The organism is Rhizobium sp. WYCCWR10014, from assembly GCF_001657485.1.
In the GTDB taxonomy this organism is placed as follows: Bacteria; Pseudomonadota; Alphaproteobacteria; order Rhizobiales; family Rhizobiaceae; genus Rhizobium.
In genome coordinates this window covers 24,253-38,474 of the sequence record NZ_LXFU01000026.1, presented here as the reverse complement: position 1 = coordinate 38,474, position 14,222 = coordinate 24,253, and the positions used below count along the sequence as shown (strand labels likewise).

General features: G+C 58.3%; 11 protein-coding genes. 4 read left to right on the top strand and 7 right to left on the bottom strand.

The window, feature by feature from the left end:
- The coding region (locus A6U98_RS06540; protein WP_064648769.1) for a DUF4082 domain-containing protein at positions 1-3,390 on the bottom strand (3,390 nt) is incomplete at its 3' end.
- Between the two features lie 148 nt (positions 3,391-3,538).
- On the opposite strand from A6U98_RS06540, the gene A6U98_RS06535 reads away from it, so the two are divergent.
- The 3 genes from A6U98_RS06535 to A6U98_RS06525 all read left to right on the top strand — a co-directional run bounded on the left by A6U98_RS06535 (position 3,539) and on the right by A6U98_RS06525 (position 7,040).
- On the top strand, positions 3,539-3,727 hold the full coding sequence (locus A6U98_RS06535) for a hypothetical protein (RefSeq protein ID WP_064648765.1): 189 nt from the start codon (positions 3,539-3,541) through the stop codon (positions 3,725-3,727).
- A gap of 243 nt (positions 3,728-3,970) precedes the next feature.
- Positions 3,971-5,284 carry a polysaccharide biosynthesis/export family protein gene (locus tag A6U98_RS06530; RefSeq protein ID WP_064648763.1) on the top strand — a complete coding sequence of 438 codons (1,314 nt, stop codon included), beginning with the start codon at positions 3,971-3,973 and terminating at the stop codon, positions 5,282-5,284.
- 247 nt (positions 5,285-5,531) lie between these two features.
- Positions 5,532-7,040 (top strand): O-antigen translocase, encoded by a 1,509-nt coding sequence (locus A6U98_RS06525; RefSeq protein WP_064648761.1) that lies wholly within the window; start codon positions 5,532-5,534, stop codon positions 7,038-7,040.
- Between the two features lie 73 nt (positions 7,041-7,113).
- On the opposite strand, the gene A6U98_RS06520 is transcribed toward A6U98_RS06525, so the two are convergent.
- From A6U98_RS06520 to A6U98_RS06495, 6 genes are read right to left on the bottom strand one after another with little or no spacing between them, the layout of a single operon-like run.
- A complete protein-coding gene (locus A6U98_RS06520) occupies positions 7,114-8,328 on the bottom strand; it encodes a DegT/DnrJ/EryC1/StrS family aminotransferase (protein WP_064648759.1) in 1,215 nt (404 codons plus the stop codon).
- Entirely contained in the window at positions 8,325-9,299 is a 975-nt protein-coding gene (locus A6U98_RS06515) for an NAD-dependent epimerase/dehydratase family protein (protein ID WP_064648757.1), read from the bottom strand. Before A6U98_RS06515 ends, A6U98_RS06520 begins: the two co-directional genes overlap by 4 nt.
- Positions 9,296-10,015, bottom strand: coding sequence for an acyltransferase (locus tag A6U98_RS06510; RefSeq protein ID WP_064648755.1), 720 nt, complete (start codon positions 10,013-10,015; stop codon positions 9,296-9,298). The genes A6U98_RS06515 and A6U98_RS06510 overlap by 4 nt, the downstream gene beginning before the upstream one ends.
- Entirely contained in the window at positions 10,005-11,108 is a 1,104-nt protein-coding gene (locus A6U98_RS06505) for a DegT/DnrJ/EryC1/StrS family aminotransferase (protein WP_064648753.1), read from the bottom strand. Before A6U98_RS06505 ends, A6U98_RS06510 begins: the two co-directional genes overlap by 11 nt.
- The gene (locus tag A6U98_RS06500) at positions 11,105-12,142 is read right to left on the bottom strand and encodes a Gfo/Idh/MocA family oxidoreductase (protein WP_064648751.1); all 1,038 of its coding nucleotides are present in this window, start codon (positions 12,140-12,142) and stop codon (positions 11,105-11,107) included. The genes A6U98_RS06505 and A6U98_RS06500 overlap by 4 nt, the downstream gene beginning before the upstream one ends.
- Positions 12,142-12,645 (bottom strand): acyltransferase, encoded by a 504-nt coding sequence (locus A6U98_RS06495; protein WP_064648749.1) that lies wholly within the window; start codon positions 12,643-12,645, stop codon positions 12,142-12,144. The genes A6U98_RS06500 and A6U98_RS06495 overlap by 1 nt, the downstream gene beginning before the upstream one ends.
- Before the next feature lie 551 nt (positions 12,646-13,196).
- Here A6U98_RS06495 and A6U98_RS06490 point away from each other — a divergent pair.
- The gene (locus tag A6U98_RS06490) at positions 13,197-13,973 is read left to right on the top strand and encodes a response regulator transcription factor (RefSeq protein WP_012760121.1); all 777 of its coding nucleotides are present in this window, start codon (positions 13,197-13,199) and stop codon (positions 13,971-13,973) included.
- Positions 13,974-14,222 lie beyond the last annotated feature (249 nt).

The following is a 14,222-nucleotide window of genomic DNA, read 5'->3' as shown; positions in this document are numbered from 1 at the left end:
AACCACGCCGCCCGAACCATTGGCCACACCACCCTTCTCGGTCGCATCCCCCGCATCGGCAACCGCCGTCGGCGTCGTGTTGGAGGCCGACGGATTGAACATCACATCGACCCAGTAGTTCGTCGACCGGAAGGTGCTTGTGGGGTACAGGCTGGCGCTGCCATAAGTGTACACGCCGTTGCCGCTGGCCGGCGCCGTCAGCGGCCCGCTCGTCACATTGGAGATGAAATAGTCGGCGGTTGTCGAGTAGTGACCGGTATTCGTGTGGTAAGACGCGGTGTAGGTTTGTCCGGCCGTCAGTGCTACCGGGCTGGTGAAATAGGCGGTCTGCCAGCCGCTGGCGGTCTCGTTGGTGAAGGTGAGGGTCGCAAGCCGTGTACCGGTGCTCGACCATAATGAACCGGTATGCGTGCCCGTATCCTGACTGCCCTTGTAGAAACGAATGCCGGCGATGGTGCCGGCCGCAGAGGTCTGGAATTTGACCCCGAGTTCTACAGCCGAGGTATCGTCGGTGTTGACGACCGCTGGCGTTGCCGAACCGAAGAGAGACGTGTAACTCGGTCCGCTGACGGTGACCGTGCGCCCGGACGAGGGCGTTTCGAGGTTGATATTATCGTCAACGGCGCGGGACCGGATGGTGTAGCTACCGGTGACCTGCGGCGACCAGGAATAAGTCCAGTTCTCATCGCCCGTCGCCGGATGCCAGCTCGCCCCGTTGTCGGTGGAAACTTCGACACCGGCGACGACCCCGCCGCCCGTGTCGGCAGCGGTGCCTGTAATCGTCACGTTGGATCCAACGGCCGCCGTCGCGGGTACGGTGATGACGGAGGTCGGTGCAACATTGTCCGTGGAACCGGTTGTGGCGACGAGTCCGGATTGCAGTGTTCCCGGCTGAATGCCCATGTCGGCCAGCAGATTGACCATCGCCTGCTGCACGCGGGGATCAGTGGGGGTCGCCTGATTATCGTGATTGTCGCTCAAGCCCCATGTCCAGTAGACGGTACCGGCGCCGAACACCAGTGCACCGCTCGGCGCACGATATAGCGTCAGATTGTGGGTCGAGGTCGCATTGCCGGTCGTATTTCCGTAGTCGAGCAAGTAGGTGCTGACCGGAAGCGTCGTCGACGACAGCTTGACAAGGCCAGCCGGATCGAAGCCGTTATCGACCGCCTCGTCCCATTCGTAACCAAGATAGTTCTTGGTGAGCGTTGCCGTCTGGCCAGGCTGAAGATTGGCAACGCTCGTATTGCGCCAGAAGCGCAGGTTAGCGTCGTCATAGCCGATCGTGATCGCCTGGAGATTGCTGCCGACATCATCGACCTTGAACAACTGTCCGGTCAGTGAGTTTTCCGGGTTTCCACCGCCGACGGCGGGTGGGCTGAGGCGCGGATCACGAAATGTGCCTGTCCATTCATTGGAAGGGTCGATGCTCGCGCCGGGCGAAAATGTCTCCTTATAGGAGATCAGTGTACGATAGGGCGTTCCGTCGGCGCTATAGGCATTGCCCCAACGGGTGCGCCAATAGACCTCGTTACCGCTCCAGAACATCAGGTTGACGCCCGCATCGCGCGCGGCTTCGACATTGGTGCGCTGCTGTCCAGACCAGTATTCGTCGTGCCCAGCATCAACATAGGTCTTGTGATTGAGCAAAAGGCTCCCATAGCGGTCGGCGTCGACACCCGACAGGTAAGAGACGTCATAGCCGTTCTGTTCCAGCCAGTAGATACCCGCATATTCGGCGCCGAACAGATAATCCTGCGGACCAGCAAAAGTGCCAACTCCGCCGCGGGTCGCGATCGGTCTATTGTAGCTGACCGCATAGGCGCGACCCGCACCCTGCCCCGTCGCCGGACCGTTGCCGCCATAGAGGTTTGCGCCACCCCAACCGTTGTAAGCTTGCCAGGTTTGGTCTGCCGTCTGGAAGACGATGTCGCTATGGCTGTCGTCGTCGCGCACGATGAACGGGATGTGATTTTCGCCGGAGGTGCCATCCTGACGCACCAGTTTGGCGATATAGACGCCTGATACGGCGTCCTCGGGTGCGGTCCACGAGGCCGACACGGCCCAGTTTCCAGCATCGACCGTGCCGGTCGTGGCATTGCGCAACGGATTAGGTTGATTCTGCAATCCCGTATGCTGAATGGTGTCAACCTTGCGCGCGCCCATGCCGCCATAATAGCCGAGCCGGTATATATCGATCCGATAGTTGGTGGAATTCGTATTGATCTTGAAGCTGATCGTCTTGCCATTGTCGACGCTGATGTCGGTCGCAAATCCCTCGATGTTGGAGCTACCGGCACCGTCGATGCCCCACTCGCTCTCTGGGTTACCCTGCTTCTGGTTTTCCAGGACGATCAGGTTGCTTGCCGCAGCTACGGCCGCCAGGTTTTGCGTCGTCAACGATCGCTGCGTGGGAGGTGGCGTCGTCACCGAGCCGGAAAGGGTGCCGATACCCTTGGATGTGGCGGTGCCCGTTCCGATTTCTCCGCCGCCTGGCAACGATCCGTTGGAGATCGTCGGCTCCGTCCACGTCGCGGTTCCGCGCCAGCCCGAGAGAGGCGATAGGTTACGATCGAGAAGCGGGTCGCTGGTCGAGGCGCCGATGGCGCGCTTGATCGTCGATACATAGTCCGGCCCCTCGATTAGCCTTGTTCCCGGTAATTGACCGTCCTCTTTAAGAACGGCGCCGCCATGGGCCCAATCGAGAATTCTTGTGGGGGAGGTAAAGTAGCCGCATCCGCACACACCAAAGGGCATGCCAAACGCCAGCGAGTTAACTCCATCATGCTGCGCAGTCGTCTGCGCTGACGGGCTCGATTCGAGAATGACGACGTTGCCCGAGTGAGCACGCTCGCCCGTCACCGTAGCAGAACCTTGTCCCGAAACTATCGGTGCAGGGCTTTGCGACAGATACGGAGCCAAAGGATCATCGCCTATGAGGCTCATTCCTGCATAGGTGCGATAAAGGGACGCTTGAGCCCCGAATGCAACTCCGTGCGCATCCCGCTCGAAACCCGCAAAACCAGGCGTGTGGGCGAACAACCGAGACGCGGCAGTGTCCCCGCTTCGAACCCCTGTCTCGCGATTTGCTGCGAAAGCGTCAGGCAGGGCAGGCAAGGGCGGCGCTGGGTGGTTGCTATCGGCCCGACCATCTGCGTCGCCGATCACATCATGCTCATTGAGCGCCGCGTTGTTGTCGGGATTGTCGACAAGCGAACCATCATGCTTGTTTCCATCCGCCGTCTGCACGGATGTCGCAAGTTGAGCACTGTCCCCGCGCTTCTCGGCAGTCTTGTGCGGCCTTCCCTTGCCGCCGACGGTCAGCCATCGGGGAACCAACGAATCCAGCAAGAGTGAGCGTGATGTCCACCGGCGAGCGTTTCGATACATGGCAGGCCCCTCTCTCGCGAGATTATCAGGATCGAATCTACGGGGATCGTTTGCTACGAAGCCCTGAATGATAGCCCAAAAATAATCGAGTAGGTCCTACGCCTTTCGCTCTACAGGCGGCATCCTTTGGGCAAACGGCAGTCTTGGCATGGACCACGTGATGGGCGGGACACGCAAGGTGTTAGTTTCGAGGCCTTTTTTCTTTGCGCCGACCGTTAAGGCGACGCCGCCGGTCAATATCAACGTCTCGAAAATCGACGATCCAAACAATGGCTCTGCCGCAAGGGATCCCTGTCCTTCGCGGCGAGCGCGCCTCTTCCTGCGCATGACCACCTGATTTCCCGAGCCGATGCCTCTGTGCCGCAAACGAAGGTATATGTTCCTGCCCGGTTTAGGTTAAGCACCCTCCCCCACCTCATCAATAGTGATTAGGCGAAGCAAACAACCGCCACCTTCCTCAAGGCTTCGCCAGATTGCACACTGGCATTATGGCTTCGGGCCTGGTGCCCGACGCTCGCGTAGCGCGTAAGGCGTTGAACCGGTGTCCGTTTAAGGATGCTCTTGCAGGCTGGACATGTAAATGAAGCTATCGTATCGCGTTCTCAACGTGTTTTTTCCGGCGACGCTTGTCATCAGTACACTCGTCTTTCTTGCCGGAGCTGTGCCGTCGGTTCTCGCCGATGACACTCCTTTTGCTCCGCAAACGAAAATCCGTGTGACGATTGTCCAATGGATGCAGTCCAAAGGCCAATATGAACGATGGGATGCGCTTGGCGGCGAATACACCGTCTCGGATGATGGCGCTGTCTTTTTGCCCTTTCTTGGATCCCTTTCCGTCGGCAATCTCGATAGCACCAGCCTCACAACCGAGATTGCCAAGCGTCTGCAAGAAAAAATCGGACTGGTTCAGCCACCCGCGGTCACCATCGAAATTCTTGAATACCCGCCAATCTATGTCGTCGGAGATGTAACCACACCTGGGGAGTACAAATTCCGTTCCGGACTTACCGTCCTGCAATCCCTGGCAATGAGCGGTGGCCCATTCCGCGCCACAAGTCTGCAGCAATCGCAGACGATCAAACTCGCAGGCGAACTGCGGGAAATCGACCACTCGCTGCTGCGCAGCACCGCCAAATTAGCACGGCTCCAAGCAGAGATGACCGGGGCAAAGGAGATCACGTTCGATCAAACGCTCGGCGTCGATCAGCAATACGCTGCGGGAATATACAACGAGGAACGGGTTATTTTTCAGGCTCGCGCAAATGCGCTGGACAGGCAGTCGAAGGCGCTCACGGAATTGCGTGATCTTTTGAACAGTGAAGTCGGCATGCTAGGCGAGAAGGTGCAGGGCTCGGAGGACAATATCAAATCGATCGAGGACCAGCTGACCAGCGTCAAAACGCTGGTTTCGAAAGGCCTCACCGTTTCGTCGCGTCAATTGGATCTGGAACGGTTGCTCACCACCTACCGCTCCGATCGGCTCGACCTTGTCACCGCCATCATGCGGGGCCGCCAGGCGATCAGTGAGACAACGCGAAATCTCGAAGGGCTTTATGATACGCGGCGAAGCGAAGTCGCTTCCGAATTGCAGTTGGAACAGGCAAGTCTCGACCAGCTCAAATTGAAGCACGAGATGACGCAAAGACTGCTTCTCGATGATCTGGTGGCAGGGGGAAGCTCGAATACCAACAGCGAGGAGCTCCCGCTGACCTTTACAGTGAGCCGGCGAAGCGAAGGGCAAATCAGGCAGTTCCAGGCCTCCGAAACAACGGCGCTGATACCGGGTGATGTCGTGAGGGTCGTCCGAACCCGCATTGCGGATGGGGTGTCTCAGGCCGCCCCTGTCGACCGGCCGCGTGAAACAGAGACACACGCCAGTCAGGCAAGCCAGTGACCTGCGAAAAGCATGTATTGCAAACAAACTCCCAGTGGGCGACTGAGCAGCGCCGAGGCGCTCAGACCACTATCGCGAGAGAAATCGCTCTTGCTACAGGCTGGCGTGAACCCGACCGGATCTTGAAGTGCGCTTCCTTCCCCGACAGGACTGCCTGTGCCGCGTATCTCCGAAGCAGCGCTGGGCAACATGCCGGCGAAAGTGCGCCGGGGATCCTGCCCCACAGGATAGCGGCTAGGGATAATTGATGACTTTGCGCATGATCCCAGCCAGTGGGCAGACTTATACCCAGATCCTCAAGTCGACGATGCTGATGGGCGGTTCCTCGCTTGTGAACGTCGCTCTCAGCATCATTCGCAACAAGGCCCTGGCTGTTCTGGTTGGGCCAGAAGGCGTGGGGCTCATGGGCCTCTACCAGTCAATTGTCGATATCGCGCAAACGGCCGCTGGTCTGGGACTGGGCGGCAGCGGAGTGCGCCAGGTCGCCGAGACTGCCGGTACCGGCGACGAAGCGAGGATCGCACAGTCGGCGAAAGCGCTGAGACGCATATCGATGATACTCGGCCTGCTTGGCGCGCTCCTTCTTGCGGCGCTGGCATTTCCGGTCTCGGATTTCACCTTCGGCGACCACCAGCACGCCGGTGGCATCGCGCTGCTCTCGCTCGCCGTATTCTTCCGGATAGTGTCGTCCGGGCAGACGGCGTTGATCCAGGGCTTACGTGGCATTGCAAATCTTGCCCGCATCAATGTGCTCACGGGCCTGTTCGGCACGGTGATCACCGTCCCGCTGATTTACCTGTTCGGCACGCAGGCGATCGCACCCTCGGTCGTAGCGATCGCGGCCGTCACAACACTCTCCACCTGGTGGTACAGCAGACGGATAGGCGCACACCCGCCTCGAATGTCAGTTCACCAACTCGGTCAAGAGTGGGCACCTCTGCTGAGATTCGGCGCCGTGTTCATGGCGAGCGGACTTCTGACCTTCGGCGCGGCCTATGCTATCCGCCTCATCATACTGAAGGACGGGGGCGTGATGGCCGCAGGATTGTATCAGGCGGCCTGGGGGTTGGGCGGTCTCTATGCCGGCTTCATTTTGCAGGCAATGGGAACCGACTTCTATCCGCGCCTGACCACGACCGCGGACAATCATGCCGAATGCAACCGCCTGGTCAATGAACAGATGGAAATCAGCATCCTTCTTGCAGGCCCCGGTTTGCTCGCCACGCTGACGCTGGCGCCGCTCATGATGAGCCTGTTCTATTCTTCGGAGTTTCATGGGGCGGTGGATCTCTTGCGCTGGATCTGCCTTGGCATGATGCTCAGGATCATCGCGTGGCCGATGGGTTTCATCATCTTGGCGAAGCGTGCCCAGATCATATTCTTCTGGACGGAGGTAGCGGCCACGCTCGTGCATGTAGGGCTGGCATGGCACTTCGTATCGAAGTTCGGTACGCCAGGAGCCGGCATGGCGTTTTTCGGCCTCTACGTCTGGCATAGCATCCTCATTTACGTGATCGTGCGGCGGCTTACCGGCTTCCGCGGATCCGCGGCCAACCGCAGGCACGTGCTGCTTTTCCTGCCTGCATCGGGGTTGGTATTCTCGGCGTTTTGGGTCTTGCCGCTATGGCCGGCGATAGGGATCGGCGCCTTGGCCGTAGCTCTGACGGGGATCTATTCGCTCCGCATGCTGATCCAGCTTCTTCCACCCGAGGTGATGCCCGCAGTGATCAGAGGATGGATCGCGAAATTCGCCTAACAAAAAATGCGCATCGAAGCGATGCGCATCAGGCCCTGCGGCACAACGAAGATTGCATCACGCAATCAGGAAATCACACAAGAGCGATGTCCCGATCGCGCTGTACGGCGGCGGGTATGCTGCCTGCCTCAGCCAATGAGCTTCGAAGTGCTTCAACAACCCTGACGATGTCGAGATCCGTCATCTGAGCATAAAGCGGCAGGACTATCGTTTGCCGCTGCGCTGCCACGCTTCGCTTCAGGCTCGTGGCAGCACGATGAGAACTCTGGTCGGAATAGGCACCTTCCAGATGAATGTTCATCACACCGCGCCGGGTCGAGATCCCTTGGTCGAGCAGTGTTTGCATGACCGTCCGCTGGTCGACGCCATCAGGCAGTCTCACGCAAAAGCTCTGCCAGTTGCTACGAGCCCAATGCGGCTCGACCGGTGAGAGCCCAGGGATCGTAGACAGGCGCTCACGATATTGCTCGGCGAGTCGCCTGCGCTGCGCAATCAGCCCCGGCAGTCGCCGCAACTGTTCCCTTCCGACTGCAGCCTGAAGGTCGGTCATCCGGTAGTTGTAGCCCAATTCGTCATAGTCTTCGAAGATCACCTGTTTCGAGCCATGGCGAACAGCATCGGTGACGCTCATGCCATGCTGACGCCACAGCCGGAATTTTCGATCATATTCGGGATTGGCGGTGGTCAACATGCCACCATCACCTGTCGTGACGACCTTTCGGGGATGGAAGGAGAAACAGGCAATGTCGCCATGCGGCTTGCCGATCTTTTCCCAACGACCGTCCCACAGGATTTCGCTTCCCGTCGCGCATGCCGCATCTTCGATGACCGGCAGCTGATGGCGCTTGCCGATCTCCACGATCGAGCGGAGATCGCAAGGCATGCCAAGCTGATGCACACATAGGATTGCCTTGGTGCGGGGCGTGATGGCTGCTTCGATCAGGCTGGGGTCGATGTTGTAACCATCTGCTTCGACGTCGACGAAAACAGGCACCGCATTGCAGTAGCGAACAGCGTTCGCGGTGGCGATGAACGAATGGCTGACCGTGATGACTTCATCGCCGGCACCGACATCGACAGCCATCAAGGCGAGATGCAGTGCGGTCGTGCAGTTTGAAACGGCGCAGGCATGTGAGGCGCCGACAAAGGCTGCAAATTCGCCCTCGAAGGCCGCTACTTCCGGCCCCTGCGTTACCCATCCTGACATAATAACGCGGCGCGCGGCCTCAGCCTCCTCTTCGCCGAGGACGGGCTTGGCGACCGGAATCGTTGATAGAGACGGGCTCATGCAGCTTGCCCTCCTGCCGCAACGGTTTTCATCTGCCACCATGCGACAAGGTCGCGAAGCCCTTGCTCCATCGATATTTCCGCCTTGAAGCCCAGAAGCTTCTCGGCCTTGCTGATATCGGCAAGACGACGGGTTACGCCGTTGACCGTGCGGGCTTCTTTATGCTGCGGTTCGAGTGAGACCCCCATGATGCTGCTCAGCATCTGCGCAAGTTGCAGGAGGCTTATTTCCTCGCCGCTCGCGACATTGAACACTTCATCCGTGACATCGCTCTTCGCAGCCAGCAGGTTTGCCCGGGCGATGTCACGTGCATCGACGAAGTCCATCGTCTGGCTGCCGTCTCCATAGATGAGGGGTGGCATTCCGGTCGCCAGACGCTCCATCCAGCGGATCAACACTTCGGTATAGGCGCCGTAAACGTCCATCCGCGGCCCATAGACGTTGAAATAGCGCAGCGCCACATAGCGCAGGCCGTACATCTCCGCAAAGCTGCGAAGCAGCCCCTCGTTGAACGTCTTGGCTGCGCCGTAGATCGTCCTGTTATTATAGGGATGATGCGCTTCGGTGGTCGGAAAGCTCTCGGCCAAACCCAGAACAGAGGCTGAAGAGGCAGCGACGACCTTCGACACGCCTGCCTTTACGGCAGCTTCGAGAACGTTGAACGTGCCCTCGGCCAGCACATCGAAGGCAAGCCGTGGGTCTTCGGCGCATTGCGTGATGCGGATGGCCGCCTGGTGAAAGACGATGTCCACGCCCTCGAAGGTTTTCGCCAGCAACGCTCTGTCACGGATATCTCCCTCGATGATGTTGACGGATCCGCCACCTATTGCCGTGCTGAGATTGTCCCGGCGTCCGCGCACGAAGTTGTCGAGGATGATGATCTCGCGCGGCTTCTCCAATGCGACGAGATCGGCGATATGCGACCCGATCAGGCCGGCTCCGCCGGTAATGAGTACCCGTTGATCTCTCACGATCTTCCTCCATGCGATATATCGAGCACAGCATCGGCTTCCGTGCGCCAGCGTATGAACTTCGCCGGCACACCCGCGACGACTGAAAACGGTTCGACATCGGAAACAACGACTGCGCCCGCTCCGACGATCGCCCCCTTCCCGATGCTCACGCCGGGAAGAATTGTTGCGTTCGTTCCAATATCGGCCCATGCGCCGATGCGGACCGGCTTGATTTCGAGATCCGTGCGAATGATCGGCACATCCACCGGTAGTGCCGTGTGGGTCGACCCAAGCACTTTGGCGCCAGGACCCCAGCCGACACAATCCTCGATAACCAGGTCGCGTGCGTCGAAATAGGCCATCGGGCCGATCCAGACATTGTCGCCGATCACGCAGGTGCCGTCGAAGCGTCCCTGGATATAGGCCTGGGCGCCGATGAACACGCCATTGCCGATTTCAAACGTTTCCGGATGTTTGAAACCGGCGCCGCCCGCAACCTGCAGTCCCGTGCCGCAGCTCCGCGCGATCGCTTGCCAGATGGCTTTCCGCATCAGTGTGTCGACAACACCGTCGCCCGTGGCGAAACGACCATACAGGTCTATCAGGCCAGCGCGCCCGTATGATTGCTTGAGCTCTTCGACCAACCCAGTTTGGTAGCTAGGATCTGCCGGCCTTTCATGGCGACCATGGACCGCCTGCACCAGTCGAGCCTCGCCGGCGCGGTTAACTGACATAGGCGTACTCCAGCGCGGCGACCACCTGGTCAACGTGTCGTACAGGCATCTCTGGATAGATCGGCAGCGAGAGGACCTCCCGTGCCGCGGCTTCCGAGACCGGGAAATCCCCGGCCTGGTAACCAAGGTCGGCATGGGCTTTCTGCAGATGAACAGGGATGGGATAATGGAGCCCGGACGGAATGCCTTCCGCGCTGAGCAGGCGTTGAAGCCCATCGCGATCACGGCTTCTTATGGCATAGACATGATAGACGTGACGCCGGTCGGCTGCTTCGACAGGGGTCGTCAAAACCGTCGATCCGGCAAGCAGCGAAGAGTAGCGGCGCGCATGAGCGCGACGCGCCTCGGTCCAGGCTTCAAGATGCCGGAGCTTGACACGCAGGATCGCGCCTTGAATGGCGTCCATGCGATAGTTAAAGCCTTTCAGCAGATGGTGATAGCGTTGCTCCTGACCCCAGTCTCGCAGCATGCGCATCGTCTTGGCCTGATCATCGTCATTGGTAACGACCATACCCCCCTCGCCGCAGGCGCCGAGGTTTTTGCCCGGATAGAAGCTGAAGCAGCCGGATAGGCCGATGCTGCCGGCGCGGTAGCCTTTGTATTGGGCTCCGTGCGCCTGGCAGGCGTCTTCGATGACGGGTATCCCGTGGCGCTCGGCAATTGCCTTGATCGCGTCCATATCGGCCATTTGACCGTAGAGATGGACGGGAACAATGGCCTTGGTCCGGGGAGTAATCTTTGCCTCGACCTCGGCCGGATCCATCGTGAGTGTCACGGGCTCAACATCGACGAATACGGGTTGTGCGCCCGTGTAGCAGATCGCCGACACGGTTGCGACGAACGTGAATGGCACGGTAATGACCTCATCGCCGGGGCCAACGCCGGCCGCAAGGAGGGCAAGATGCAAGGCGCTCGTTCCGGTGTTGACGGCAATCGCATGCTTGACGTTGCAATAGTCGGCGAATTCCTGCTCGAAACGCGCGACCTCGTCGCCCAGTACGTACTGTCCCGAGGCAAGGACGCCGAGCACGGCGGCGTCAATCTCGCCCTTGATTGATTGATATTGTGCCTTAATGTCCAGGAACGGGATCATGCGATGCGCCTTGCCTCTTCGAGCTCGATGATGCGACCGCGCTGGGCTAACGACCGGCTTGCTGCTTCTAGAATGCGAACGACGCGCAGGCCGGCATGGCCGTCCGTAATGGGCCGCGAATTCTGCTCGATGCACTCGACGAACTGATCCAGTTCGCGTTTCAGTGCTTCGGTCATATCGAGCTTGGGCGCCCACATGTCGCCGCTGCGGTAGCCGACCATCATCTGATGCACTTTCTCGCCGTAAGCCTGAGAATTGGGGTTCAGCGTGATGCCCTTGTCGTAGACCTTGATTTTTTCGCTGGGCTCCAGATCGTCGTAGACGATCATCTTGTTGCTGCCACCGATCAGCGTGCGGCGCACCTTGACCGGCGCCAGCCAATTGACGTGGATGTGTGCGATGAGCTTGCTTTCGAAGAAGAGTGTCAGATAGGCGATGTTTTCCGGCTCGCCGAGGACATGGCTCATGCCTGTCGCTGAAACAGCCACCGGCCTTTCCTGCACGACATGGTCCAGGATGGAGAGATCATGCACCGCGAGGTCCCAGATGACGCTGACATCATGCTGAAAGAGCCCCAAATTGACCCGGACCGAGTCATAATAATACATGTCGCCCAAGCCGTTCTCGACCAGTTCACGCATCTTGCGGACGGCGCCGGTGTGGACGAAGGTGTGATCCACCGCCAGCACGAGGCGTCGGCGTGTAGCCTCTTCAACCATCCGCGAGGCTTCCTCCGTCGTCGATGCCATCGGCTTTTCGACGAAGACATGCTTTCCGGCCATCATAGCCTGCATTGCGAGCTTGAAATGGGTGAAGACCGGCGTCGCGATAGCGATGGCATCCACTCTTGGATCACGCAGCACTTCCTCGAAATCATCGGTGATCGTCACTGCGGGGTAGCGGCTTTTGACAGCCGCCAACCGCTCAACATTGAGATCACAGACGGAAACGAGGTGCGCTCCAGCTGCCTCCGAGATGTTGCGAACCAGATTCGGCCCCCAATATCCATACCCAACAACAGCGATGCCGATCATCACATTCCCTCCAACGCGTACGTGTCGACTGCCCCGTCATTGACGCGACCGATCATCCTGGCCGGAACGCCAGCGACAATGGCGCCAGCGGGCACATCCTTTGTTACAACCGCTCCGGCGCCGACCTGCGCAGCCTCTCCGATCGTCACGCCAGGCAGAATGGTGGCGTTGCTGCCGATCGACGCATGACGCTTGACCAGGGTCGGGACGACAATCCAGTCGGCCTCCGTTTGAAGGGTGCCATCCGGATTGACGGCGCGCGGGTATGTGTCGTTCGTAAACATGACCCCGTGGCCTATGAACACGCCGTCTTCCAGCGTCACGCCCTCACAAAGGAAGGAATGGCTGGAGATCTTGCAGCTTTTTCCGACTAGGACGTTTTTCTGAATCTCGACGAAGGTGCCGATGCGCGTTCCCGCGCCGATCGTGCAGCCGTAAAGATTCACAAGGTCCGGATGGTGGATAATGGTGCCGTCATCCAGCTTGACGTTTGATGCAATCATCCCTGCAAAACCCCCTACTCTTGAACAGGTCCAGACTTTCAGTTGAAACAAGCAATCGCTTGATTGCGCCCAAGGTTTCACACCGACAGGACTAATATTTTTCTACAGTCCAAAGAGAATTGTTTTCTGCATCTGAGTAAAGAAACAAAACGTTTAAGGTTATTCACCTAAAGGCGTATCTACTTATGACGACTTACGCCTTTAATCATACAGCGACCAACGTTGGTGGCGGGCTCACCTGCCGCATCCGTTGCCGGTCCTACGCCGGAGACTGCGATTGTTTCCATGCATTTAGTGCCTCGTCGCAAATTACTGTGTAACTATGAAGTTTATCCTGAAAACTATCTAGTAACGCGCAAGACTACTTCAGATTTACTTTATATTTCCGACTTGTTATGAAAGTTGTGCGCTACTTAGCCTATATTAGCTACTGTAACGTTCCGCGAATTGTGGTATTCGATTCCTACTTTAGAGTTTCCTAAACCCCCGAATTGAGAGGGGTTGGTACTCGGAGCCTTAGTTGAGCGTAACGTGTTAGGGAGGGTGAAGCTGTGAATTCAGCGCTTATACCGAATTTGGACCTCAGGCAGGAGAACGTAGCTCTTCCCCTCAGGATAGATAATCCGAACACAGCTGTCGTGCCGGGAAGACACACGCATTCGCTTGTCATTCTCGATAATCGTGAGCTTGATCGCCAATGCCTGGCGCAATGCATGGCTGCCCAAAAGGCGGATTTGCAGATTCTGGCATTTGGATCAATTGAGGAGTGGAAGCAGAAGCGCGACGAATATCCTCCGCTTTCGGCAATCCTCTTGAACGTCGGCGGCAAAAAGATCGATGAACCGGCCGTCTCGGAGCAAATTCGGAAGCTTTCGTCGGAATTCGTATCAACGCCACTCATCGTATTGGCCGATAGCGACGATTTCGGTCAAATCGTTAGGGCACTTGAGTACGGAGCCAAAGGGTTCATCCCCGCCTCAGTCAGCGTCAGTGTCTGTATGGAGCTGATCGCGCTGTCAGTGGCAGGAGGAATTTTTGTGCCTGCAAGCGCCCTATTCGCGATGCGTCACTTGCTGGACTCGAGCAATTCGACCGCACGCCCGCTAGCCGGCATATTCACGGATCGTCAGGTCGAAGTCGTGGAGGCGCTCCGACGCGGAAAGGCGAACAAAATTATTGCTTATGAACTCAACCTGCGAGAAAGCACCGTAAAGGTGCATGTTCGCAATATTATGAAAAAGGTCAAAGCGACGAATAGAACGGAAGTCGTGTTCAAGCTCAACGATCTGTTTCTTTCGGGCGGCTCTGCGACAAACAGCCTGTGCTGATGCGGTCGGCCGATCAGATCTTGGATCGCATCAGGAGCGCATTCTCGCTCTAAACATCCTCGGTGGCTGCGCGGCAAATAGGCCACCGAGTCCGCGATTGCATCTTCAGCCTCACCTGGAAAGTCTGTCATGTACGACTCTCCAGGTGAGGCTGTCTGCATGTGCAGTTTTCCCACGGCTAGAGCGGTTCAGCTTTTAACGGAAGCGCAGGACCGCTCTAGCCTTTTGTTTTTACGCAATTCCGGACGG

Bases quoted from the DNA above. Each gene is read 5' to 3' on its own strand.
- A6U98_RS06535 (WP_064648765.1), top strand. From the start codon at position 3,539: ATGGACCACGTGATGGGCGGGACACGCAAGGTGTTAGTTTCGAGGCCT.
- A6U98_RS06530 (WP_064648763.1), top strand. From the start codon at position 3,971: ATGAAGCTATCGTATCGCGTTCTCAACGTGTTTTTTCCGGCGACGCTT.
- A6U98_RS06525 (WP_064648761.1), top strand. From the start codon at position 5,532: ATGACTTTGCGCATGATCCCAGCCAGTGGGCAGACTTATACCCAGATC.
- A6U98_RS06520 (WP_064648759.1), bottom strand. From the start codon at position 8,328: ATGAGCCCGTCTCTATCAACGATTCCGGTCGCCAAGCCCGTCCTCGGC.
- A6U98_RS06510 (WP_064648755.1), bottom strand. From the start codon at position 10,015: ATGTCAGTTAACCGCGCCGGCGAGGCTCGACTGGTGCAGGCGGTCCAT.
- A6U98_RS06505 (WP_064648753.1), bottom strand. From the start codon at position 11,108: ATGATCCCGTTCCTGGACATTAAGGCACAATATCAATCAATCAAGGGC.
- A6U98_RS06500 (WP_064648751.1), bottom strand. From the start codon at position 12,142: ATGATCGGCATCGCTGTTGTTGGGTATGGATATTGGGGGCCGAATCTG.
- A6U98_RS06495 (WP_064648749.1), bottom strand. From the start codon at position 12,645: ATGATTGCATCAAACGTCAAGCTGGATGACGGCACCATTATCCACCAT.